Origin of the sequence: Streptomyces sp. NPDC091272 (assembly GCF_044757485.1) — a bacterium.
Lineage (GTDB): Bacteria > Actinomycetota > Actinomycetes > Streptomycetales > Streptomycetaceae > Streptomyces.
This window is the reverse complement of the sequence record NZ_JBIVVC010000006.1, coordinates 270,587-293,937: the sequence shown is the minus strand read 5'-3', so window position 1 is coordinate 293,937 and position 23,351 is coordinate 270,587. Positions and strand designations below refer to the sequence as shown.

Annotated in this window: 18 protein-coding genes; 9 read left to right on the top strand and 9 right to left on the bottom strand. The window is 71.8% G+C overall.

Going from position 1 to position 23,351, the window contains the following annotated elements:
• The first annotated feature begins 45 nt into the window (after positions 1–45).
• The 5 genes from ACIQM4_RS19370 (at position 46) to ACIQM4_RS19350 (ending at position 5,856) form a co-directional block, all read left to right on the top strand.
• Positions 46–1,071: a hypothetical protein gene (locus ACIQM4_RS19370; RefSeq protein ID WP_401592856.1), complete on the top strand. Its 1,026-nt coding sequence runs from the start codon at positions 46–48 to the stop codon at positions 1,069–1,071.
• Between the two features lie 29 nt (positions 1,072–1,100).
• Entirely contained in the window at positions 1,101–2,213 is a 1,113-nt protein-coding gene (gene chvE / locus ACIQM4_RS19365) for a multiple monosaccharide ABC transporter substrate-binding protein (RefSeq protein WP_401592854.1), read from the top strand.
• A gap of 83 nt (positions 2,214–2,296) precedes the next feature.
• The gene (gene mmsA / locus ACIQM4_RS19360; RefSeq protein WP_401593187.1) at positions 2,297–3,838 is read left to right on the top strand and encodes a multiple monosaccharide ABC transporter ATP-binding protein; all 1,542 of its coding nucleotides are present in this window, start codon (positions 2,297–2,299) and stop codon (positions 3,836–3,838) included.
• Positions 3,839–3,926: 88 nt separating this feature from the next.
• A complete protein-coding gene (gene mmsB / locus ACIQM4_RS19355) occupies positions 3,927–5,159 on the top strand; it encodes a multiple monosaccharide ABC transporter permease (protein ID WP_401592852.1) in 1,233 nt (410 codons plus the stop codon).
• A gap of 226 nt (positions 5,160–5,385) precedes the next feature.
• The gene (locus ACIQM4_RS19350) at positions 5,386–5,856 is read left to right on the top strand and encodes a hypothetical protein (RefSeq protein ID WP_401592850.1); all 471 of its coding nucleotides are present in this window, start codon (positions 5,386–5,388) and stop codon (positions 5,854–5,856) included.
• 53 nt (positions 5,857–5,909) lie between these two features.
• On the opposite strand, the gene ACIQM4_RS19345 is transcribed toward ACIQM4_RS19350, so the two are convergent.
• Positions 5,910–6,935, bottom strand: a complete 1,026-nt coding sequence (locus ACIQM4_RS19345; protein ID WP_401592848.1) for a polysaccharide deacetylase family protein — start codon at positions 6,933–6,935, stop codon at positions 5,910–5,912.
• A 207-nt stretch (positions 6,936–7,142) separates the two neighbouring features.
• Between ACIQM4_RS19345 and ACIQM4_RS19340 the strand changes: the two genes are divergently transcribed.
• Entirely contained in the window at positions 7,143–8,771 is a 1,629-nt protein-coding gene (locus ACIQM4_RS19340) for a putative glycoside hydrolase (RefSeq protein WP_401592846.1), read from the top strand.
• 77 nt (positions 8,772–8,848) lie between these two features.
• Here ACIQM4_RS19340 and ACIQM4_RS19335 read toward each other — a convergent pair whose 3' ends face one another.
• Entirely contained in the window at positions 8,849–9,871 is a 1,023-nt protein-coding gene (locus ACIQM4_RS19335; RefSeq protein ID WP_401592844.1) for a LacI family DNA-binding transcriptional regulator, read from the bottom strand.
• Between the two features lie 276 nt (positions 9,872–10,147).
• Positions 10,148–10,897 (bottom strand): dienelactone hydrolase family protein, encoded by a 750-nt coding sequence (locus tag ACIQM4_RS19330; protein WP_401592842.1) that lies wholly within the window; start codon positions 10,895–10,897, stop codon positions 10,148–10,150.
• 156 nt (positions 10,898–11,053) lie between these two features.
• Here ACIQM4_RS19330 and ACIQM4_RS19325 point away from each other — a divergent pair, with 156 nt between their 5' ends.
• Positions 11,054–12,193 (top strand): YihY/virulence factor BrkB family protein, encoded by a 1,140-nt coding sequence (locus ACIQM4_RS19325; protein WP_401592840.1) that lies wholly within the window; start codon positions 11,054–11,056, stop codon positions 12,191–12,193.
• Between the two features lie 69 nt (positions 12,194–12,262).
• Here ACIQM4_RS19325 and ACIQM4_RS19320 read toward each other — a convergent pair whose 3' ends face one another.
• The 5 genes from ACIQM4_RS19320 to ACIQM4_RS19300 form a co-directional block, all read right to left on the bottom strand.
• Positions 12,263–13,612: a nitrate/nitrite transporter gene (locus tag ACIQM4_RS19320; RefSeq protein ID WP_401592838.1), complete on the bottom strand. Its 1,350-nt coding sequence runs from the start codon at positions 13,610–13,612 to the stop codon at positions 12,263–12,265.
• Positions 13,613–13,624: 12 nt separating this feature from the next.
• Complete coding sequence (gene nirD / locus ACIQM4_RS19315; RefSeq protein WP_401593185.1) at positions 13,625–13,972, bottom strand: nitrite reductase small subunit NirD; 348 nt, start codon at positions 13,970–13,972, stop codon at positions 13,625–13,627.
• Between the two features lie 173 nt (positions 13,973–14,145).
• Positions 14,146–16,743, bottom strand: coding sequence for a nitrite reductase large subunit NirB (nirB, locus tag ACIQM4_RS19310; RefSeq protein WP_401592836.1), 2,598 nt, complete (start codon positions 16,741–16,743; stop codon positions 14,146–14,148).
• A complete protein-coding gene (locus ACIQM4_RS19305; protein ID WP_401592834.1) occupies positions 16,740–18,056 on the bottom strand; it encodes an NAD(P)/FAD-dependent oxidoreductase in 1,317 nt (438 codons plus the stop codon). Before ACIQM4_RS19305 ends, nirB begins: the two co-directional genes overlap by 4 nt.
• Before the next feature lie 26 nt (positions 18,057–18,082).
• A complete protein-coding gene (locus tag ACIQM4_RS19300; protein WP_401592832.1) occupies positions 18,083–20,428 on the bottom strand; it encodes a molybdopterin oxidoreductase family protein in 2,346 nt (781 codons plus the stop codon).
• Between the two features lie 183 nt (positions 20,429–20,611).
• On the opposite strand from ACIQM4_RS19300, the gene ACIQM4_RS19295 reads away from it, so the two are divergent.
• Positions 20,612–21,772 (top strand): uroporphyrinogen-III synthase, encoded by a 1,161-nt coding sequence (locus tag ACIQM4_RS19295; RefSeq protein ID WP_401592830.1) that lies wholly within the window; start codon positions 20,612–20,614, stop codon positions 21,770–21,772.
• A gap of 17 nt (positions 21,773–21,789) precedes the next feature.
• A complete protein-coding gene (locus ACIQM4_RS19290; protein ID WP_401592828.1) occupies positions 21,790–22,545 on the top strand; it encodes a sirohydrochlorin chelatase in 756 nt (251 codons plus the stop codon).
• A gap of 7 nt (positions 22,546–22,552) precedes the next feature.
• Here ACIQM4_RS19290 and ACIQM4_RS19285 read toward each other — a convergent pair whose 3' ends face one another.
• Positions 22,553–23,308, bottom strand: a complete 756-nt coding sequence (locus ACIQM4_RS19285) for a metallophosphoesterase (RefSeq protein ID WP_401592826.1) — start codon at positions 23,306–23,308, stop codon at positions 22,553–22,555.
• Between the last annotated feature and the right edge of the window lie 43 nt (positions 23,309–23,351).

The following is a 23,351-nucleotide window of genomic DNA, read 5'->3' as shown; positions in this document are numbered from 1 at the left end:
ACCGAACAACTGGAAATCCGGAGCACCATGTCCCTTTCGCCAGATATGCCAGATACACCAGATACGCCACACACCCCCCGCCGGCCCGGCGCTGCAGCCCTCGCCGGGATCGGACACCCCTCCCCCGCCATCGACCCCTCCGACACCTCCCCGCACTCCTTCCCCGACGGCGGCACCTGGCGCACCGAGGTCCCCTCGGTCGAGGGCCCCGAGGCACTCGCCGTCGTACTGAAGGAGAGCGCCGAACTCGGCGTGCCCGTCCACCGGGTCAGCCAGGGCTCCGGCATCTGGATGCTCACGGACGCCGAGATCTCCGAGATGGCCGGTGCCTGCGCGGCGCGCGACATCGAGCTGTGCCTGTTCACCGGGCCGCGCGGCACGTGGGACATCGGCGGCTCCACCCGCACCGACTCCGGCGGCGGCGGACTGCGCGCCCGGGGCCACGACGCGCTCGCCGGCTGTGTCGAGGACGCCTTGCGCGCCACGGAGTTGGGGGTGCGCTGTCTGCTCGTCGCCGACGAGGGGGTGCTGTGGACCCTGCACCGGATGCGGGCCGCCGGCATCCTTCCCGCCGATGTCACCTTCAAGCTGTCCGCACTCGTCGGGCCGGTCAACCCGGCCGCGTACGCCGTGTACGAGCAGCTCGGCGCGGACTCCCTGAACATCCCCTCCGACCTGACCCTCGACCACCTCACCGAGATCCGCCAGGTCAGCCGCGCCCCGATGGACATGTACGTGGAGGCGCCGGACGACCTCGGCGGGTACATCCGGATGTACGAGGTGGCCGAACTCATCCGGCGCGGCGCCCCGCTGTACCTGAAGTTCGGGCTGAGCCGTTCCCCCGGTATCTATCCGTACGGGGCACAGTTGCGTGACACCGCGCTTGCGTCGGCCCGCGAACGGGTACGGCGTGGGCGGCTGGTGCTTGATCTACTGGCCCGGCACGGCGCCGACCGCGGGATGTCCCCGCTCGGTTCCCGACTGCCGGGTACGCTCCGGCGGTTCGCCGCCTCGGCGGACGCACCCGCCGACGCACTCGCACACGCAGTCGACGTACCGGAAGGGAAGTGACCCCCATGCGAATCCCCACGCGAATCCCCATGCGACTCCCCACGCGCATCATGAGCAGCGCCGCCCTGGCGACCCTGCTCGTCGTCTCGCTCACCGCCTGCGGGCAGGAGGCCAGGGGTGGCAGCCGCTACAAGGCCGACACCGGCAAGGGCGGCACGATAGGGCTCGCCATGCCGACCAAGTCGTCCGAACGCTGGATCGCCGACGGCCAGAACATGGCCAAGCAGTTCCAGCAGGCCGGTTACCAGACGGACCTGCAATACGGTGACGACAAGGTCGAGAACCAGATCGCCCAGATCGAGAACATGATCACCAAGGGCCGCAAGCTCCTGGTGGTGGCCGCGATCGACGGCTCGGCGCTGACCGAGGTCCTGCAGCGCGCGCACGACGCGGGCATCCCGGTGATCAGCTACGACCGGCTCATCCTCGGCACCCCGAACGTCGACTACTACGCGTCGTTCGACAACGAGCGGGTCGGCGAGCTGGAAGGCAAGTACATCGTCGACAAGCTGAAGCTGGGCGCCCCGTCGAAGGACGGCGAGAAGCACAAGATCGAGCTTTTCGCCGGCTCCCCCGACGACAACAACACCAAGTACTTCTGGAACGGCGCGCTGAAGGTCCTCCAGCCGTACCTGAAGACCGGTCAGCTCGTCGTCGGCAGCGGTCAGACGAAGATGAGCCAGGCCACCACCCTGCGCTGGGACGGCGGCACCGCGCAGAAGCGGATGGACGACCTGATCAGCAAGAACTACGGGGACGAGCGCGTGGACGCGGTCCTCTCCCCGTACGACGGCATTTCGATCGGCATCATCTCCGCCCTCAAGAGCGCGGGTTACGGCTCGAAGGCCCAGCCCCTGCCCGTGGTGACCGGGCAGGACGCGGAGCTGGCGTCGGTGAAGTCCATCCTCAGCGGCGAGCAGACGCAGACCGTCTTCAAGGACACCCGGAAACTCGCGGCGCAGGCCGTCGCGATGGGCGACGCCGTACTGAACGGCAAGAAGCCACAGGTCAACAACGTCACCGACTACAACAACGGCAAGAAGACCGTGCCGTCTTACCTGCTGAAGCCGGTGAGCATCGACAAGTCGAACACCCAGGTGCTCATCGACGAGGGGTACTTCACGGCAGGACAGCTCAAGTGAGCGCCCCGGAGACAGGCCCAGACCCCACGGGAGCGTCCGGTGCGTCCGGCCCGGCAGGGCCCTCGCCGCACGCGGTCCTCGACATGCGCGGCATCACCAAGACCTTCCCCGGCGTCAAGGCCCTCGTCGACGTCAACCTCACCGTCCGCGCCGCCGAGATCCACGCGATCTGCGGCGAGAACGGCGCCGGCAAGTCGACCCTGATGAAGGTGTTGAGCGGGGTCCACCCGCACGGCTCGTACGACGGCGAGATCCTCTTCGAGGGGCAGCCGGTGGCCTTCAAGGACATCCGGGCCAGCGAGCAGCACGGCATCGTGATCATCCACCAGGAGCTGGCGCTCGTCCCGTACCTGTCGATCGCCGAGAACATCTTCCTCGGCAACGAACAGACCGGCGGCAAGCGGGGGTTCATCGACTGGAACGACACCCTGCGCCGCGCGGGCACCCTCCTGAAGCGGGTCGGACTGCGTGAGAAGCCGCAGACCCCCGTCGCCGACATCGGCGTGGGCAAGCAGCAGCTCGTGGAGATCGCCAAGGCCCTGGCGAAGGAGGTGAAGCTGCTCATCCTGGACGAGCCGACGGCGGCCCTCAACGACGAGGACAGCGCGAAGCTCCTGGACCTGATCGTGGAGCTGCGCGAGCAGGGCATCGCCTGCATCATCATTTCGCACAAGCTCGGCGAGATCCGACGGCTGGCCGACACGGTGACGGTGCTCCGCGACGGGCGCACCATCGAGTCGCTGACGGTACGCCGGACCCCGGACGCCGAACCCGAGTTGTCCGAGGACCAGATCATCCGCTCAATGGTCGGCCGGGACCTCGACAACCGCTTCCCCGACCGCAGCAGCTACGAGGGCGAGGACGCCGGCTCGACCGCGCTGGCCGTCTCCGGCTGGACCGTCCGGCATCCCGTCGACCATCAGCGCAAGGTCGTTGACAACGTTTCCCTCACCGTCCGCAAGGGCGAGATCGTCGGCATCGCGGGTCTCATGGGCGCCGGCCGCACGGAGCTCGCGATGTCCGTCTTCGGGCGTTCGTACGGTCAGTACGTCGCGGGCACGGTCGAGGTCGGCGGCCGGGAGGCGGACGTACGCACCGTCCCCGCGGCGATCAGCGCGGGCCTCGCCTACGTCACCGAGGACCGCAAGCAGTACGGCCTCAACCTCATCGACAACATCAACCGCAACATCTCCCTCGCCTCCCTGCCCGGGATGCGGCGGCGCGGCGTCGTCGACGAGCACCACGAGCGCCAGGTCGCCGAGCGCTACCGCACCTCAATGAACATCAAGTCCCCCACGGTCTTCGAGCAGGTCGGCAGGCTCTCCGGCGGCAACCAGCAGAAGGTCGTCCTGAGCCGGTGGATCCATGCCGACCCCGACGTCCTGATCCTCGACGAGCCGACGCGCGGCATCGACGTCGGCGCGAAGTTCGAGATCTACACGGTGATCGACAAGCTCGCCGCCGCGGGCAAGGCCGTGCTCTTCATCTCCTCGGAGCTGCCCGAGCTCCTCGGCATGTGCGACCGGATCTACACGATGGCCGAAGGCCGGCTGACCGGTGAGGTCGCCCGCGCGGACGCCACCCAGGAATCGCTGATGCGCCACATGACGGCGACCCGCTCATGACGGCGGCCCGTGTGAGGACGTCCCGCCACCCCTCGACAGCAGCCGTCCGCAGGCCGACGACGACCATGACCCGAAGCTGAGGCCCACCATGACCACCTCCACCACATCGAGCAAGCCCACGCCCGCCGAGGCACCGCCGTCGCGTCCGGCCGCCCTCACCGCGCTCGTCGACAGCATGCGGTCGAACATGCGCCAGTACGGGATGCTCGTCGCGCTGCTCTTCATCGTCGTCCTCTTCCAGATCTGGACCGACGGCACGCTGCTCCTGCCCAACAACGTCTCCAACCTGATCCAGCAGAACGGTTACATCCTCATCCTGGCGATCGGCATGATGATCGTCATCATCGCCGGTCACATCGACCTCTCGGTCGGCTCACTGGTCGCCTTCGTCGGGGCGATGTCCGCCGTGATGATGGTCAAGCACGACATGCCCTGGGTCCTCGCCCTGGTCCTGTCGCTGCTGATCGGCGCGGTGGCGGGTGCCTGGCAGGGCTTCTTCATCGCCTACGTCGGCATTCCGTCCTTCATCGTGACCCTGGCGGGCATGCTGCTCTTCCGCGGGCTCACCCAGATCGTCCTGGAGGGCCAGTCGCTGGCCCCCTTCCCCGAGGGCTTCCAGAACATCGCCAAGGGCTTCATCCCGGAGATGGGCCCGTACACCCAGTACCACAACCCGACGCTGCTGCTCGGGCTGCTCGCCCTGGTCGTCCTGATCCTGCGCGAAGTGCGTGACCGCAAGCGCCAGTTGGCCTACGAGCTCGAAGTCGTGCCGACCGGCCTCTGGGTCACCAAGTGTGTCGCGATCGCCGCGGCGGTCATCGCGTTCACCCTCACCCTCGCCAGCTTCCACGGCGTCCCCGTGGTCATGCTGATCATGTGCGTACTGCTCATCGGCCTGGGTTACGTCATGCGCAACGCGGTCGTCGGCCGGCACGTCTACGCGCTCGGCGGCAACAAGGCGGCGGCGAAGCTCTCCGGCGTCAAGGACAAGCGCGTCATCTTCCTGGTCTTCGTGAACATGGGCGTCCTGGCGGCCCTCGCGGGCTGTGTGTACGCTGCCCGGCTCAACGCGGGCACCCCGCAGGCCGGCCTGAACTTCGAACTCGAGGCCATCGCCGCCTCGTTCATCGGCGGTGCGTCGATGAGTGGTGGCGTCGGCACCGTCATGGGCGCCGTCATCGGCGGCCTGGTCCTCGGTGTCCTCAACAACGGCATGTCGCTGGTCGGCATCGGCACCGACTACCAGCAGGTCATCAAGGGTCTGGTGCTGCTGGCGGCCGTCGGCTTCGACATCTGGAACAAGCGCAAGGCCGGCCGCTGACCGACGCCCGGCGCACCCGCTCCGCCCCGGCCGGGAAGCCTCCGGCCGGGGCGGAGCGCTCCCGCGGGACCGGCGCTCGGTGGACGTCCATGGGTCATTGGAGTGACCGGCAGCCGTTGTCCTCATCAGCCGTGCGACTGCGGGAATGTTCTCGCGACGGCGCCGGCCGCACGACTTCGGGCAGGCCCCGGCTTCTTCCGCCCGTCCCGCCCGCGAGAGGACTCCCATGGCAGAACAGACCACCACCACGACCGCCGCACCGCCCGCCCTGAGCGCCGAGAACCTGGAGGCGCTGATGCTGGAGGAACGCGCCCAGTTGTTCGCCCGCACCCTGACCGAGCAGGAGAGCGACGCCCTCTACGCGATGATCCCCGACAGCCTCGTCCTGGAGAGCCGGGTCCTGCGGGTGGTGGCGGAGATGAGCGCCCACGGCGCCGACAGTGCCTGCACCCCGGAGGAGATCCGGTTCCAGGCCGCGGACCGGGTGTCCCGCCAGGAGGACGTCGGACTGCCCCTGCGCAACGAGATGGAGTGGCGGTCGGGGCTGGAGAGCCGCATGGAGGTCGACATCTTCCGGCTCATGGCCCAGCTGCCCACGGAACCGTTCGCGGCCCTCCTGGACACCCTTCCCGCCGACCAGCAGAACCGGCTCCGGGTCGCCCTCGCCGCGAGCCTGGTGGACCACACGGCCCCGTAGGACCCCGCGCCGGCCGGGACACGTCCCGGCCGGCGGTTCGTTCCGAGGTCAGCTCAGGGCTGGTAGGGGCGGGCCCGCCCGGCGAAGGCCGGAGCCACCTTGCCCTGCGCGGTACGGGGGAAGGAGACCGTGGCGGGATCGCCGTCCGAGACGTACCAGCTCTTCTGGGCGGCCATCCGGTCCAGCCAGCGCGAGGAACCGAGTTCGGCGTCCTCGTCCTTGGGCCCCGCCGAACGGATCCGCGGAATCGCGTCAGGCGCGAACTCCTGGGCGAACGGCGAGAGGGCGGGGTTGGACCCCACCAGGTAGACCCCGTCGTAGCGGTAGCCCGGCCCCTTGGCGGCGACCCCGGCCGTCCGCGGCATCGCCCCGAAGGGCAGCGCGAGCGACGAGACCTTGGCACCGGGGGCGGCCTTCAGAATCGCCTGCTGGCCGCCCGAGATGGCTCCTGCGGCGCCCGCCGGGTCCAGGGAGCGCAGGTTCTGGTGGCGGTCGGTGTGGTTGCCGATCTCGTACCCGTGTTCCTTCAGCCAGGTCAGCGCCTTGGCCGGGCCGGTTGCCGAGAAGGCGTCCGCGTTCACGAAGAAGGTCGCCGTGGGCTTGAAGGCGGGATACTTCTTCGCCACCTCCATCAGGATGGCGACCGCGGTGCCCGGCGCGGGCGTGCCGTTCGTCCCGAGGCGCACCTGGCTGTTGGTCGAGTCGTCGAACGTGAGGACCACCGGGTGTGTGCCGGCCGGAGTGCCGATGCGGCCCTCCTGGAAGTCCCTGGCGGTCACCGGGACGTACTTCTCGCGGGCGAGGCGTTCCAGTTCGGCCCGGAAATCGGCCGGGGTGCGGTCGTAGACACCGGCCGGTTTCTCGGTGAGCTGGTGGTACATCAGAACCGGAACCTGGCCCAGCTCGTTGACACCGAGCCGGGCCAGTTCGGCCGGGTTCTTCACCGCGGCGGGACTGGCCGACGCCGGCGGGACGGCTGCCTGCCGTCCTTCGCCGGCCGGGGACGCTCCGGAGGAGCAGCCGGTGGCGAGCAGGGCAGTGACGGTCAGGGTGCAGAGAGGGAGCAACGGATGGCGCATGCGGGGGAACCTCCAGGGCGAATGTGTCGCGCCATCCCTACCGGTCTCGGGGGGTCTCCTACCGTTTCACCCCTGGATGGCGCAGTCGCCACGCCGGTGACGTCTGCGGCCGGTCGGGTGATATCGGGGCCGGGCAGGAGCGATGGACCCTCGGTGCGGAAACCAGTGAAGGGGACACACCTCAGCTGCTCCCCGAAGGACGTAGAGATGGCCACGAGTGACATACCGCGCTCCGATTCCTCCCGTCGTCGCCGACGCCCGAACCGCAGACACACGCTGACGGCCACGGCCGTGGTGCTGGCCCTCGCCGGGGCCGGCCTCGGCGCCTGGACCTTCCTCTCACCGGCCACGGCCGTGCAGGGGCTGGCCGACGGGGACGTCCTGGACGGCCGCAAGGCGGCCCTTGCCAGCGCCTACCTCGACGCCGAGGCGGTCGGTGGCAAGGACGGCGTACGGGCCACCCTGGACAACCACCCGATCGCCGCCAAGCCCGAGGGCAAGCGACTGCGGCTCGCCCTCCCCCGCCTGGCCGACGGCCGGCACACGCTGGTCGTGGAGGGCGGCGGGGACAGCCTCCCCTTCGCCTCCGCCCGGGAGGTCGTGGACTTCACCGTCGACACCAAGGCCCCCGAGCTGAAGATCGCCGAACCCGAGGTCAAGGGCGCCGACGCCCCCGTGAACCTCACCGGGCGGGCCGCCACCGACGCGCGGGTCACCGTCGACGGCAAGGACGTTCCCGTCGACGAGAAGGGCGCGTTCAGCATCACCGTGCCCAAGGGCACGCCCGTCGTGAAGGTGGCGGCCGTGGACCGGGCGGGCAACACCACCACGCAGGACGTCTCCACCCGCGCCCGCCGCCCCATGATCCGGGCCGCACACATCACCGCCATCGGCTGGGGCGACGACAAGCTGCGGGGCGGCATCCTCGCCCTGGTCCGCAGCGGCAAGCTCAACGCCGTACAGCTGGACGTGAAGGACGAGGACGGCGAGATCGGTTACGCCTCCCAGGTCCCGTTGGCACGGCAGATCGGTTCGGCCAAGGGCTACTACGACGCCCGCAAGGCGGTGGCCGAGATCCACGCGGCCGGCGCCCAGGTCATCGGCCGCATCGTCGCCTTCCGCGACCCCAAGCTCGCCTCGGCGGCCTGGAAGGCCGGCAAGCGCACCCAGGTGGTCCTGACCCCCGACGGCACGCCGTACGGCGGCGGCCACTACGGCGCGCTGTCCTTCACCAACTTCGCCGACCCCACGGTCCGCAAGTACAACCAGGACCTCGCCGTCGAAGCGGCCGGCCTCGGCTTCGACGACATCCTGTACGACTACGTGCGCCGTCCCGACGGACCGCTCTCCCGGATGCGCTTCCCCGGCATCAGGGCCACCACCCCGGAGCAGTCCATCACCTCGTTCGTGGCCGACACCAGGACCGCGATGCGCCCGCACGGCAAGTACCTCGGCGTCTCGGTCTTCGGCATCGCCGCCACCCGGCCCACCGAGATCGCCCAGGACATCCCGGCGCTGGCCAAGGTCAGTGACTACATCGCGCCGATGGTCTACCCGTCCCACTGGGGTCCCGGAGAGTACGGGGTGGCCGCCCCGGACACCGCTCCGTACGCGATCGTGCAGCGTTCCCTCGCGGACTTCGCCCGGCAGACGAAGGGCACCCGCAGCGAGATCGTCCCCTGGCTCCAGGACTTCTCGATGGGCAGCACCTACGGTCCGACCCAGGTGGCCGATCAGATCAAGGCCGCCGCCGCCAACAAGATGAACTCCTTCATCCTGTGGAACGCCGGGGCCCGCTACCAGGGCGCGGCACTCCAGCAGATCGCCGCTCGCTGACCGCTGCCGGTCCGCCTCGTCGGCCCGCCCGGCCCCGGTCCGGCGGTTCCTGAACGCCGCTCCACCGTCCCGTCAGTTCAGCGGGCGCTGAGCGTGGAGCGGCGTACCACCAGCTCCGGACGGAGCACCACCCGACGGTGCTCGTGCTCGGCCGGGTCCGGTTCGGCGAGCTCTTCGAGCAGCAACTCGGCCGCCAGTCTGCCCAGCTGTACGGCAGGCTGGCGTACCGATGTCAGCGGTACGGCGGCCGCCGCGGCGAACTCGATGTCGTCGTAGCCCACGATCGCCAGCTCGTCGGGCACGCCGACGCCCGCCGCGTACATCGCCTGGAGCAGACCGAGCGCGAGCAGGTCGTTGGCGCAGAAGACGGCGGTGGGCCGCTCCGCGAGCCCGAGCAGGCGGGCGCCGGCGTCGCGGCCCGCCGCCACGTCGAGCCGGTCGGTGGGGATCTCGCGCAGTGCCCCGGGCGGCAGTCCGGCCGAGGCGAGCGCCGCACGGGCACCCTCGCGGCGGTCCTGGACCTGGCGGAGCCTGGCCGGTCCGCCGACGTACGCGATGTCCCGGTGCCCGGTGTCCAGCAGGTGGCGGACGGCGAGGGCGCCGCCCGTGACGTCGTCCACGGACACCGAGCACTCCGCCGTTCCCTCGGCGACGCGGTCGACGAGGACGAAGGGGATGGAGTGCCGGCGGAACGCGTCGATGTTGCGGCCGGTCGCGTCGGCGGGGGTGAGCAGCACGCCACGCACCCGCTGTTCGGCGAAGAGCGAGAGATAGGTGGCTTCCTCGGCGGGGTCCTGCCCGCTGTTGCAGAGCATGACACCGAGGCCTGCTTCACGGGCCGCGCGCTCGGCGCCGCGTGCGACGTCCACGAAGAACGGGTTGCCCATGTCGAGGACGAGCAGCGAGATCATGCGGCTGCTGCCCGCCCGCAACTGCCGGGCGGACTCGCTGCGTACGTAACCGAGCCTGTCGATCGCGGCCTGGACGCGCACGCGGGTGGCCTCGGCGACGGTCGTGGGGCGGTTGATGACGTTGGAGACCGTGCCGACGGAGACTCCGGCGACGCGGGCCACGTCCTTGATGCCTACCGTATGTGCCATCGGTCCGAACTCCTGGGGCGGTGTGGTGCCGGTGACCGCACGCCGGAACGGGAAGCGGGGGCGGGGTGCGCGGGGCGCGGGGCGCGGTCACGGGGAATCGTAACTGCGGGGCCGGGAGAGCAGTAACTCCCGGACAATCCGGCCGCGGCGGGTGCGGCTGGGACACCGGGAGGGACGGATTTGTTGTCCGCGGACAACAACTCGGTACCGGACAAAAGGTAGTTCACTGGTACAAAATGACCGCTCACGTCTCGATCCCGGCCCCCTTTCGCCCCCTCAGTCCTTGATCAGCCTGCGGGTGAGAAGGGCAAGCAGCCTGTCCCAGTGGCGGCTGAGGCCCGCGGGATTGAAGGCGCTGGTGTCGGCCATGGTGAAGCCGTGGGCGGTGGCGGGGTAGATCTCGGCGGTGTACTCGACTCCCGCGGTGTCCAGCGTCCGGCGGAGCCGGCTCGTGCTCTCCGGGGTCATGTCGCCCTCGGCGAGGCCGAGATGAACCTCGGCGGCGAGCTGGGGGAAGAGATGGTGCGGGCTGTCGGGTGCGTCGGTGACCAGGGGGCTGGGGTGGAAGCCCGCAACCGCGGCCACCTGGTCGGGGTGGGCCGCCGCGGTACGGATCGCCAGCGCGCCGCCCATGCAGTAGCCGATCGTGGCGACCGGCCCCGCGGCCACCTCGGGCCGGGTGGTGAGGAAGCTGAGGTAGGCGTCGGCGTCGCTCAGCACGCGCGCGACGGTGTGCGCCTCCATCAGCGGGGTCAGCTCGGCGAAGACCGCGGGCCTGTTCACCTCGTCGATGTGCTCGGGCAGTTCGGGCACCGGCGCCGTACCGTGCCGGTAGTAGTGGTTGGGTACCAGCACGTAGTACCCGTGCCCGGCCAGTTCGCGGGCCATCTCCTTCAGTACGGGCCGCAGGCCGAACGCGTCCGGGTAGAACAGCACACCCGGGTGCCGCTCGCCGTCGTCGGGAAAGGCGGCGAAGGCGTCCGCGAGGCCGTCCGGGGTGGGAATCTGCACGGTTTCGGTGGGCAAGGTCTTCCTTTTCTCAGGTTCCGGGGCCGCTTCTGGGGCCGGCCCGGGGGCCGGTTCCGGCCCCATGGCACAGCCTAGGCGGGGGTCCGCGGGCACCGGGGGGCGTCGACGTGCGGGGCCGAGGCGTATTCGCCCCACCGCGGGTACCCGCATCCCATGGCCGACAAAGAGAACAGCCGCGCGCGGCAGGAATCCCTCGAACCGGAACGCGCTTCGGTGCCCGGTCAGAAACGCGATCCGGGGCTCGACCAGGAACGCGACCCGGACCCCGACCGGGAACGTGGCCCCGGGACCGGCCCGGACCACGGCCCGGGAACCGACCCGGAACCGGACGGCCCCACCGACTTCCCCAAGCACTCCTGGTGGGCCGTCCTGCGCCGCACCGGCAAGGAGTTCCTGGAGGACGAACTCCCCGACCGGGCCGCGTCCCTCACCTACTACGGGGTGCTCTCCGTCTTCCCCGCCATCCTCGTCCTGGTCTCGCTGCTCGGGGTGATCGGCGAGTCCGCGACGAAGACCGTGATGGACAACGTGCAGAGCCTCGCCCCCGGCGCGGTGAAGGACATCCTCACGCAGGCCGTGGGCCAGTTGCAGAACAGCGGCGGCACCAGCGGTGTCGTCGCGATCATCGGTCTGCTGGCGGCGGTGTGGTCGGCGTCCGGGTACGTGGGGGCCTTCATCCGGACCTCCAACGCGATCTACGACATGCCGGAGGGGCGTCCGGTGTGGAAGGTCACCCCGTTGCGGGTGGGCCTGACCGTACTGCTGATGGTGCTGCTGGCGCTGAGCGCCGTGATCGTGGTGCTCACCGGTTCGGTGGCCGCGTGGGTCGGCGAGGCCGTCGGGCTCGGCGAGGAGGCCGTGACCGTCTGGTCGATCGCGAAGTGGCCGGTGCTGCTGGTACTGGTGGTACTGATGATCGCCCTGCTGTTCTGGTCGGCGCCGAACGTGCGCGGACGCGGCTTCCGTTGGGTGAGCCCGGGAAGCGTACTGGCCGTGGTGCTGTGGCTGGCGGCCTCCGGTGGCTTCGCGCTCTACGTCGCCAACTTCGGCTCGTACAACAAGACGTACGGAGCGCTCGCCGGTGTGATCATCTTCCTGATGTGGCTGTGGCTGTCGAACCTGGCGATCCTGCTGGGTCTTGAGTTCGACGCGGAGCTGGCCAGGCAGCGGGCGATCAGCGGCGGTCTGCCGGCGAGCGAGGAGCCTTACGTGGAACCCCGCGACACCCGCAAGTGGCCGGACAAGCTGCGCAGGAGCCGTAAGCGCAAGCAGGCCGCGGAGAGCGGCGCGTGAAACGGCCCGCGCTCCGCCGGCGGTGCTGAGCTCCCCGGCTCCCCGGCTCCCCCGACGCCGCACGGCCACTCACCTGCGGCGCAGATAGACGCCCCAGGTCACCACCAGGCACAGCACGTAGTACGCGAGGAACGCCAGGTACGCCGCGTCGCCCGTCCCCTCCGTGAGGAAGGACTGCCGGAACGCGATGTTCACCAGCACCCCGCCCAGCGCGCCCACCGCGCCCGCGATGCCGATCACGGCACTCGCCCGGCGGCGGGAGCGGTTTCCGGCCTCGGCCGGGTCCGCCCCCGCCGCCTTCTCGCGTTCCGCCCGCGCGTGGAAGATGCCCGGGATCATCTTGTACGTGGACCCGTTGCCGACCCCGCTGAACAGGAACAGCGCGACGAACCCGGTCAGGAACAGCGGCAGCGACCCGGCCCGCGAGGCGAGCAGCACCAGCAACGCGCCCGCCGCCATCGCGACGAAGTTCCAGAACGTCACCCTGGCCCCGCCCCACCGGTCGGCCATCGCGCCGCCCACCGGCCGCACCAGTGAGCCGAGCAACGGTCCGAGGAAGGTCAGGTAAGCGGCGCTGACCGCCGTCGGGAAGTCGGCGTGGAACTGCACCAGCAGCACCTGTCCGAAGGCGAACCCGAAGCCGATGAACGACCCGAACGTACCGATGTAGAGCAGCGACATCACCCAGGTGTGCGGTGAGCGGGACGCCTCGCGCAGGGCGCCGCGGTCGTTGCGCAGCGCGGGCAGGTTGTCCATCCGCAGGGCGGCGGCCGTCGCCGCCAGCACGATCAGGGGGATGTACAGCAGCGGTACCAGGCGCGGGTGCTGGGCGCCCGCCGTGGCGAGCACCAGCAGGCCCAGGAGCTGCACCGCGGGTACGCCGAGGTTGCCGCCGCCGGCGTTGATGCCGAGCGCACGGCCCTTGAGGTGCTGGGGGTAGAAGGCGTTGATGTTGGCCATCGAGGACGCGAAGTTGCCGCCGCCGATGCCTGCCACGGCGGCCACCCAGAGCAGGGTCGTGTACGAGACTCCGGGTTCGAGGACGTACGCCGTGAGCAGGACCGGCAGCAGGAGCGCGAGCGCGGTGACGACCGTCCAGTTCCGTCCGCCGAAGACCGCAACGGCGAAGGTGTACGGGAGGCGGAGCGCGGCCCCGAGCAGGGTGGGGACCGCGGTGAGCACGAACTTGCCCGCGGGGTCGATGCCGTACTCGGGGCCGAGGAAGAGGACCAGGACCGACCACAGGCTCCACACGGAGAAGCCGATGTGTTCGGAGAGCACGGAGAAAATGAGGTTGCGGCGGGCGACCTTGGCGCCGGTGGCGGCCCAGAAGGCGGGATCCTCGGGCTCCCAGTGGTCGAGCGCGGGGCGGGATCCGCCGGCTGGGGAGTTCTGCGGGGGACGGACGGTGGTGGTCATGGCACAGGCCGCCTAACTGCCTTGTGGGACGAGGGAGGGAGTACGTACCGGCCAGACCGGCAGCGTCGCCGGTTCGCCGCCCGGGGTTTCGTCGTCGTCGAGACAGACACCGGTGCGCAGGTCGAAGGCCTGCTTGTACATCGGGGAGAGGACGACGGGCACACCGCCACGGCTGCCGAGCAGTCCGCGCGAGATGACGTGCGCTCCGCTGAACGGGTCGCGGTTGCCGACGGCGTGGACGGTGCCGGAGCGATCGCGGTACAGGGCGATCTGCTCGCCGCCGACGAGGGCGGCGACGCCCCGGCCGGGGGTGAGGGAGGCATAGTCGCAGACGCCGAACCACTCGCCCCCGACAGCCACTTCGACGGCACCCGAGCGCTCGACGCCGGCTGCGGGGACGCCCGATCGCTCGGCGCCGGCTGCGGGGACGGCCGATCGCTCGGCGCCGGCTGCGGGGACGGCCGATCGCTCGGCGTCAGCTGCGGAGGCGTCCCCCGCGGAGGCGCCCGAGGGCGGTGTTTGCGCGGTGGTGCTCATACGAGGGTCCTCACTTCCAGGGTCGGGCCCGCCACGAAGGTGTCGGCAGGGCCCGCGGGGCGGATCTGCTCGCGCTCCGGTACGAAGCGGATCGTGGGGTCCGGCGTGCCGGGCGCGTTGACGAAGGACACGAAGCGGGCCAGCCGGTCGGGGTCGTCGAGGGTGGCGCGCCACTCGTCCTCGTACGAGGTGACGTGCCGGGCCATCAGGTCGTCCAGCTCCGCGCTGATGCCCAGCGAGTCGTCGACGATGACGGCGCGGAGGTGGTCGAGTCCGCCCTCCATGCGCTCGACCCACGGCGCGGTGCGCTCCAGCCGGTCGGCGGTGCGGACGTAGAACATCAGGAAGCGGTCGATGGTGGTGAGGAGGGTGTCGTGATCCGCGTCGGTGAGCAGGAGGTCGGCGTGCCGGGGGGTCATGCCGCCGTTGCCGCCGACATAGAGGTTCCAGCCGGCGGAGGTGGCGATGACGCCGAAGTCCTTGCTCTGCGCCTCGGCGCACTCGCGGGCGCAGCCGCTGACCGCGGACTTGAGCTTGTGCGGGGCGCGCAGCCCCCGGTAGCGCAGTTCCAGCTCGATCGCGAGGGCGACGGAGTCCTGTACGCCGTACCGGCACCAGGTCTGGCCGACGCACGACTTCACGGTGCGCAGCGACTTTCCGTACGCGTGGCCCGACTCGAATCCGGCGTCCACCAACCGTCGCCAGATGAATGGCAGCTGGTCGACGGACGCGCCGAACATGTCGATCCGCTGACCGCCGGTGATCTTCGTGTAGAGACCGAAGTCGCGGGCGATCTCTCCGATGGTGATGAGCCCGGCCGGGGTGACCTCGCCGCCGGGGATGCGAGGCACGACGGAGTAGGACCCGTTGCGCTGGAGGTTGGCGAGGAAGTGGTCGTTGGTGTCCTGGAGGGCGGCCTGTTCGCCGTCCAGGATGTGTCCCGAGACGCCGTCGCCGAGTGCCGGGCCGAGCGAGGCGAGTACGGAGGCGACCACCGGCTTGCAGACCTCGCAGCCCTCGGGCCCCGCCTCCGCCGGCCGGCCGTGTTCGTCGATGAGCCGCGCGAAGGTGGTGATCCCCTTGACCCGGACGATCTCGTAGATCTCGGCCCGGGTGAGGTCGAAGTGCGCGCACAGACCGCGGCTCAGCTCCACTCCCCGCGCGGTGAGTTCGTCGGCGACGAGGGTGCCGAGGAGCTTGACGCAGGAGCCGCAGCCGGTGCCGGCCCGCGTGCACTTCTTCACCGCGGGCACGTCCGCGCAGCCGCCGTCGGCGACCGCCGAGCGGATCGCTCCCTTGGTGACGTTGTGGCAGGAGCAGACCACCGCCTCGTCCGGAAGGGCGACCGGCCCCGGCGCCGCGCCGATCGACGCGGGCAGCACGAGCTGCTCCGGCGGGGCGGTGAGGGGCGCGCCGGACAGGGCCAGCGGGCGCAGCAGGTCGTACGACTCGGTGTCGCCCACCAGGACACCACCGAGCAGTGCGCCGTCCGCGCCGATGACCAGCTTCTTGTACACGCCCTCGCGGCTGTTGGCGTACAGCACTTCGAGGGAGTCGGCGGTGGTGCCGTGGGCGTCCCCGAAGCTGGCGACGTCGACACCGAGGAGCTTGAGCTTGGTGGAGAGGTCCGCGCCGGTGAACTCTCCGGTACCCGCGGTGAGCCGGCCGGCGACGGCTTCCGCCATGGCGTACCCGGGGGCGACCAGCCCGTACACCCGCCCGTCCGAGGCGAGCGCGCACTCGCCGATCGCCCAGATGGCGGGGTCGGCGGTGCGGCAGCCGGCGTCGACGACGATGCCGCCGCGCTCCCCGACCGGCAGGCCGCAGTCGCGGGCGAGCTGGTCCCGGGGGCGCACGCCGGCCGAGAAGACGACGAGGTCGGTGTCGACGGTCGCACCGTTGGAGAGCACCATGCCGGTGACGGCGCCCCTGGCGTCGGTCTCGACCGTCTGGGTGCCGGCCCCCGTGTGCACGGTGACGCCCAGCTCCTGGATCTTGTCCCGGAGCACGGCGCCGCCTCCCTCGTCGACCTGGAGCGCCATCAGCCGCGGGGCGAACTCCACCACATGTGTGTCGAGTCCCATCGCGCGCAGTGCGCCCGCCGCTTCGAGGCCGAGCAGCCCACCGCCGACGACCGCGCCGGTGCGGGCGCTGTCCGCGGCCTCCCGGATGGCCTCCAGGTCCTCGATCGTGCGGTATACGAAGCAGCCGTCCGCGTCGTGCCCCGGTACCGGCGGCACGAACGGGTACGAGCCGGTGGCCAGGACCAGCGCGTCGTACGGGAAGACCTCGCCGGAGCGGGACGTGACGGTGCACGCCGCGCGGTCGATCATCTCGGCGGGGTCCCCCAGCCGCAGGTCGATGCCGTGCTCCGCGCCGAACCCGTCCTCCCACAGGGAGAGTTCTTCGGCGCTGGTGCCGGAGAACCACGAGGTGAGGTGGACGCGGTCGTACGCGGGGCGGGGCTCCTGCGCGAGTACGGTGATCCGCCACCCTGGCGCGTGGCCGCCGCGCTCCGCGAACGCTTCGAGGAAGCGCTGGCCGACCATGCCGTGGCCGACGAGGACCAGCCGCCGGGCGTTCGTTTCCGTCACTGGAGGGCTCCTTCGATGGGGGTGAGCAGGTCGAGGGGGCGCGACGGCAGCGGCTCGCCCCTCTCGTAGGTACGGGTGAGTTCGCCGATCGAGGCGAGGTCGCCGACGAGGATCGCGCCGACGAGCCGGTCGCCGCGCATCACGAGCTTCTTGTACGAGCCGTAGGTGCCCGAGGTCCCGTCGGCGAGCCGCAGCGCGTCCCCGTCGGTGTCCGCGACCTCGCCGAACGCGGCGATCTCAAGGGCGCCCGCGCTGAGCCGGGACATGCCGTGCGCGCCGGTGTAGACGGCGTCGGGGCGGCTGCCGGAGAGCCGGGCGGCCAGTACGTCGGCCTGCGCCCAGGCGGGCCCGGTCAGCCCGTGGACGGCGCCGCGGTGCTCGGTGCAGTCGCCGATCGCGTACACGCGCGGCAGCGAGGTGGCGAGGGTGTCGTCGACGACGACGCCACGCCTGACCTCGATGCCGGCGGCGCGGGCCAGACCGGTACGGGGGCGGACACCGCAGGCGAGGACGACGAGGTCGCAGTCGAGGACGTGACCGCCGGCGAGTTCGACGCCGGTGACGGTGGAGCCGCCGTGGACGGCTCGGGCGCGGTTGCCCGGGTAGACGGCGGCGCCCATGCCTTCGAGGGCGCGCCGGACGGTGGCCCCGGCCTCCTCGTCCAGGTGCCGCTCCATCACATACGGCCCCTGGTGCACGACTTCGACCGCGATGCCGACCGCGGCGAGCGCGCGGGCGGCGCTCACGCCCAGTACGCCGCCGCCGACGACGACGGCCCTCTTCGCGCTGCGGGCCGCCTCCGTGAGACGTACGCAGTCGGCGAGGGAACGGAAGGCGTGCACACCTTCCTTCAGCTCACGCCGGGGTGCGGATGCGGGTGCGGATGCGGGTGCGGGTGCGGATGCGGATGCGGGTGCGTGCCGCGGTACGGGGTGGTGGCCCGGTACCGAGTGCAGGCCCCTGATGGGCGGCAGGACCGGGTTCGCGCCCGTGGCCAGGACGAGGAGGTCGTAGGACGCCGTCCCGCCGGTGTCCGTACGCAGCACCCCGGCCGCCGGGTCGAGGGCGACGACCTCCGCACCCGTACGGACGTCGGCCCCGCCGGTGGGCAGGGTGAGAGCATCCGGGGTGTACCGGCCGTCGAGGACGCCGGCGAGCAGGGCGCGGTTGTAGGGGGCGTGCGGCTCGTTGCCGTAGAGGGTGACCTCCACGGCTCCGGCCGGGACCCGGGCCAGGGTCTGCTGGGCGAGGCGGGCGGCGGCCATTCCCGCGCCCACCACCGCGATGCGTACAGGTGCCGCGTGGGCCGTCATGACGCCATCTCCTCCCGCGTGGGCCGTCATGACGCCATCTCCGCCGTCGTCCTCGCCTCGGCCCTGACCGCCTTCTCGACCTTGACCGCGCACACCTTGAACTCCGGCATCCGCGACTGCGGGTCCAGTGCGGGGTTGGTGAGCGAGTTCGCGCGGCCCTCGCCCGGCCAGTGGAACGGCATGAACACCGTGTCCGGCCGGATCCCCGTGGTGATGCGCGCGGGCGCGCTCGCCCGTCCCCTCCTGCTGGTCACGTCGACCAGTTCCCCCTCCGCCACGCCCAGCCGGGCGGCCAGCCGGGGGTGCAGCTCGACGAAGGGGCCGGGCGCCGCGCTGTTCAGTGCGGGGGTACGGCGGGTCTGGGCGCCGCTCTGGTACTGGGCCAGGACGCGGCCCGTCGTCAGGTAAAGGGGATAGTGCGCGTCGGGCTCCTCCGCCGCGGGCCGGTGCGAGACGTCCGCGAAGCGGGCCAGGCCGTCGGGGGTGGCGAACCGGTCGAGGAAGAGCCGGGGAGTTCCGGGGTGCACGTCGCTCCCGTTGTCCGGGCCCTCCCCCGCTTCCGTGGCGGGGCACGGCCAGAAGACGCCGTCCTCCGCCCGTATCCGCACGTAGTCGATGCCGGAGTAGTCCGCCTGGCCGCCGGCGGACGCCGCGCGCAGTTCGGTGAAGGCCTCCTCCGCGTCGTGGGGGAACCCCTTCTCGTGGCCGAGCCTGGCGGCCAGGTCGTGCAGGATGCGCAGGTCGGTGCGGACCTGGCCGGGCGGGGGTACGGCGGCCTGCCGGAGGATGACGCGGCCCTCCAGGTTGGTCATGGTGCCCGTCTCCTCCGCCCACTGCGCGGAGGGGAGCACGACATCGGCGAGCGCGGCGGTCTCGGACAGCACGACGTCGCAGACCACGAGCGCGTCGAGGGCGCCGATCCGCTCGGTGACATGGCGGGCGTGGGGCGCGGAAACGACCGGGTTGGAGCCCATCAGGAACAGGGCGCGCACTCCCCCTTCGGTGCCCAGTGCGTCGAGGAGCTCGTAGGCGGAGACGCCGGGCCCCGGCAGGTCCGCCGGATCGACGCCCCACACCCCGGCCACATGGGCGCGGGCCGCAGGGTCGGTGAGGGAGCGGTAGCCCGGCAGTTGGTCGGCCTTCTGGCCGTGTTCGCGTCCGCCCTGGCCGTTGCCCTGCCCGGTGAGGCAGCCGTAGCCCGACAGGGGGCGGCCGGCCCGGCCGGTCGCCAGGCACAGGTTGATCCACGCACCGACCGTGTCCACGCCCTTGGACTGCTGCTCGGGGCCGCGCGCGGTGAGCACCATCCCGGTTTCGGCCGAGGTGAACATCTCCACGGTTCGCCGCAGTTGGGCCACCGGGACACCCGTGATCGCCTCCACCCGCTCGGGCCAGTGCGCCATCGCCGCCGCGCGGGCCGCCTCGTAACCGCTCGTACGGGAGGAGATGAACTCCTCGTCGGCGTGGCCGCCCGCGATGACCAGGTGCAGCAGTCCGAGGGCGAGCGCGAGGTCGGTGCCGGGGGCGGGGGCGAGGTGGAGGTCGGCGAGGCCGGCGGTGCGGGTACGGCGCGGATCGACGACGATCAGCTTGCCGCCCCGCTCCCGCATCTCCCGCAGATAACGGACGGCGGGCGGCATCGTGTCGGCGAGGTTGCTGCCGACGAGGAGGACGCAGCCGGTGCGGGCCACGTCTTCGAGCGGGAAGGGCAGCCCCCGGTCCAGGCCGAACGCGTTGCGGTGGGCGGCGGCGGCGGAGGACATGCAGAAGCGGCCGTTGTAGTCGATGTGCGCCGTGCGCAGGGCGACGCGGGCGAACTTGCCGAGCAGGTACGCCTTCTCGTTCGTCAGCCCGCCGCCGCCGAACACACCGACCGCGTCGCGTCCGTGCCGTACGCGCGCGGAGACGAAGGCCGCCGCCGCCCGGTCGAGGGCCTCCTCCCAGGAGGCCGCACGCAGCGGCGCCCCCTTGGCGTCCCGTACGAGAGGAGTGGTGAGCCGGACGCCGGGGGCGAGGACGGCGGCGGCACTGTGTCCCTTGCCGCACAGGGCGCCCTGGTTGACGGGGAATTCAGGACGCTCGACGATCTCGACCTCCACCGGCGGCTCCGGCGGCTGTGTCTGCTCGGGCCGATGCGTCTGCTCGAACCGTTCGGACCGTTCGGACCGCTCGGGCTGCTCGGACCGTTCGGACCGTTCGGACCGCTCGGGCTGCTCGGACCGTTCGGGCTGCTCCGCAGGCTCCGGCGGTCGCGTCCTCGCCAGGCCCGTCGCGGCGGGCCTGGTGCGCAGCCTCATCCCGCACTGCAACGAGCAGTACGGGCAGTGGGTGTCGACGAGTGCACCGGGGGTGGCCGTCGTGGTCGCGTTCATGGGCCCCAGCGTGTTCGCGCGCCGTTACGCGCCCGCATCCCACGCGTTGCGCGGACGGTACGGAGCGCTCACTCTCCCCAGGCAGGTGCGCGAGATCCGGGACACACGTCCGTAGCGCAGGGCTAACCCTCAGGAGACACCTCCGCAACAGGGGCTTAACAACTCCCGGGCACTGTCGGGCCCATGACTACCGCGACGCCCGCCGCCCCTGTTCCGCCGGAGGGCTCACTGGCCGGACTGACGGTCGGTGTGACCGCCGACCGCCGCCGGGACGAGCTGGAGGCCCTGTTGCGCCGGCGCGGCGCGAAGGTCGTCTCCGCGCCCGCGCTGCGGATCGTCCCGCTCGACGACGACTCGGTGGTACGGGAGGCCACCGAGGCATGCCTGTCGGCGCCGCTGGACTACGTGGTGGCCACCACCGGTGTCGGCTGGCGCGGCTGGATCAGCGCGGCGGAGGGCTGGGGCACGGGAACGCGCCTGGTGGACGCGTGCCGGAACGCGACGGTGATCAGCCGTGGGCCGAAGGCGACCGGCGCGATCCGGGCGTCAGGACTGCGGGAGAGTTACGCACCCGCGTCGGAGGCCGTCGACGAGATGCTGGCCTGGCTCCTCGACCGGGAGCTGTCCGGCAGGCGGATCGCGGTGCAGGAGCACGGGGCTCCGCTGCCCGAGTTCACGGCGGCGCTGCGGGTGCGCGGCGCGGAGGTGGTGGAGGTGCCGGTGTACCGGTGGGGTCCGGCCGCCGACCCCGACGCGGTGCGCAGGCTGGTGGAGTCGACGGTGCGCGGGGAGGTGCACGCGCTGCCGTTCACGAGCGCGCCGGCGATCGAGGCTCTGCTGAGCGCGGCGCAGGAGACGGGCCGCCGCGAACAGTTGCTCGCCGCGCTGCGCACGGACGTGCTGGCGGCCTGCATCGGCCCGGTGTGCGCCCGCCCGCTGCTGGCGGTGGACGTGCCGTGCGTCTGGCCGGAGCGGGGGCGGCTCGGCGCTCTGGTGCGTACGCTCGACCAGGAACTGCCGGCCCGCCACCGCCGCGAAGTCGCTTTCGAGGGTGCCCGTCTGACCCTCCAGGGCGCGTCGGTCTCCGGCCCTTCGGGCTCCGTGCTCCTCACCCCGCTGCCCGCCGCGATCCTGCACGCCCTGGCCGGACGCCCCGGCACGGTGCTGAGCCGGGCGGAACTCCTGCGCCGGGCCTGGACGGTGGAACCGGGCGCGCCGCGCCCCACGGACGAGCACGCGGTGGAGGCGGCGGTGGCACGCCTGCGCTCGGCCCTCGGCCCGTACGCCCGACTGGTCCGTACGGTGACCAAACGGGGATACCGACTGGCGGTGGACGCCGGGTGAGAGGGGTGCGTCCCTGGGTGGCTGCGCGGCCCGCGGTGCCTGCGTCCCCGCCCCTGCTCGCCGTCGCGCACGGTACCCGTGACCCGGCCGGCACGGCCGCCACCGAGGAACTCCTGTCCCGGGTACGGGAGCTGCGGCCGGGGCTGCCCGTGATCCTGGCGTACGTGGACGTGGCCCGGCCGCACCTCGCGGACGTGCTCGCCGGGCTCACCGGGGAGGTGGTCCTCGTGCCGCTGCTCCTGGGGGCGGGCTTCCACATCCGGGTCGACATCCCGGCCGCCCTGGCCGCTGCCCCGCGGGTGACCGCCCGGATCGCGCGGGCGCTCGGCCCGCACCCGCTGCTCGCCGCCGCGCTCGCGGACCGGCTGGCGCAGGCGCGGGCTCCCGGCCGTGGCCCCGTCGTCCTCGCGTCGGCGGGCTCCAGCGACCCGGTGTCCCGGGCCGCAACCGCCGCCATGGCCACGCTCCTGACCCGCCGCCTCGGCCGCCCGGCGATCCCGTCCTACCTCTGTGGCGGCGCCCCGACCCCGGCCGACGCGGTGGCCGCACTGCACGCGGAGGGGCACCGGGACGTGGCGGTGGCGAGTTACCTGATGACCCCTGGCTTCTTCGCCCGTAAGGCGGCGGCGAGCGCGGCAGCGGTGACGTCCGCACCACTGGGCGCGCACGACGCGGTCGCCCGGCTGATCCTGGACCGGTACGAGCAGTCGCTGAGGCGGTGGTGCTTGGTCACCCACCGCATGTCGGGCGTCCGGCCCACCCCTCCCCGGTGAAGGGTGCTCAGAGCACCACGCGGTAGTGGGTCGTCAACCGGTGCGCGTCGTCCAGGACATGGAACGCGAGCCCCGGCGGCTGCTCGCGGTCCGCCACCTGCGAACCCTCCCAGGGCATCCGCAGGGTCCACGTCACGGCGGGGCCGACGATCAGCGGCCGGTCGGCGAAGGTGGTGGCCGCCGCGGTGTGGGCGTGTCCGGTGAGGACGGCTGCGACTTGCGGGTAACTGGCGAGGAGGGCTGCCAGTTCGGCGGGGTTCTCCAGCCGGCCCGCGTCCGGCAGCGGGTGGTGCAACGTGACGGGCGGCTGGTGGAAGGCGAGGAGCGCGGGGATCTCTCGGGGCAGCGCGTCCAGTGTGGCGGCGATCCAGCGCAGCGTCCCGGAGGCGAGGCGGCCCTCGTCCCGGCCGGGGATGGTGGCGTCGCACATGAGGATCGCGGTGCCGTTGACGTGGTGCACCTCGTTGACGGGGGCGTCGGCGTCGGCGGAAGCGCCGTCGGCCACCGGCAGGACCTTGCGGTAGGCGGCCCGTACGTCGTGGTTGCCCGGACACAGGAGCACCGGGAACGGGGCGTCGAGGATCCGGGCCGCCTCCTCGTACTCCGCGATGTCACCGTGGTCGGCGATGTCGCCGGTGACCAGGACGGCGTCGACGGGTTGCGGCAGCGCGCGCAGGTAATCCATGACGCGGACGGCGCGCTCACTGGCGCGCGCGCTGCCGTCCAGGTGCAGGTCGCTGATCTGGGCGAGCAAGGTGCTCATCGTGCGGGTCCCCTCCCCGTGCGTGTACGGCGTACTTCCGGGC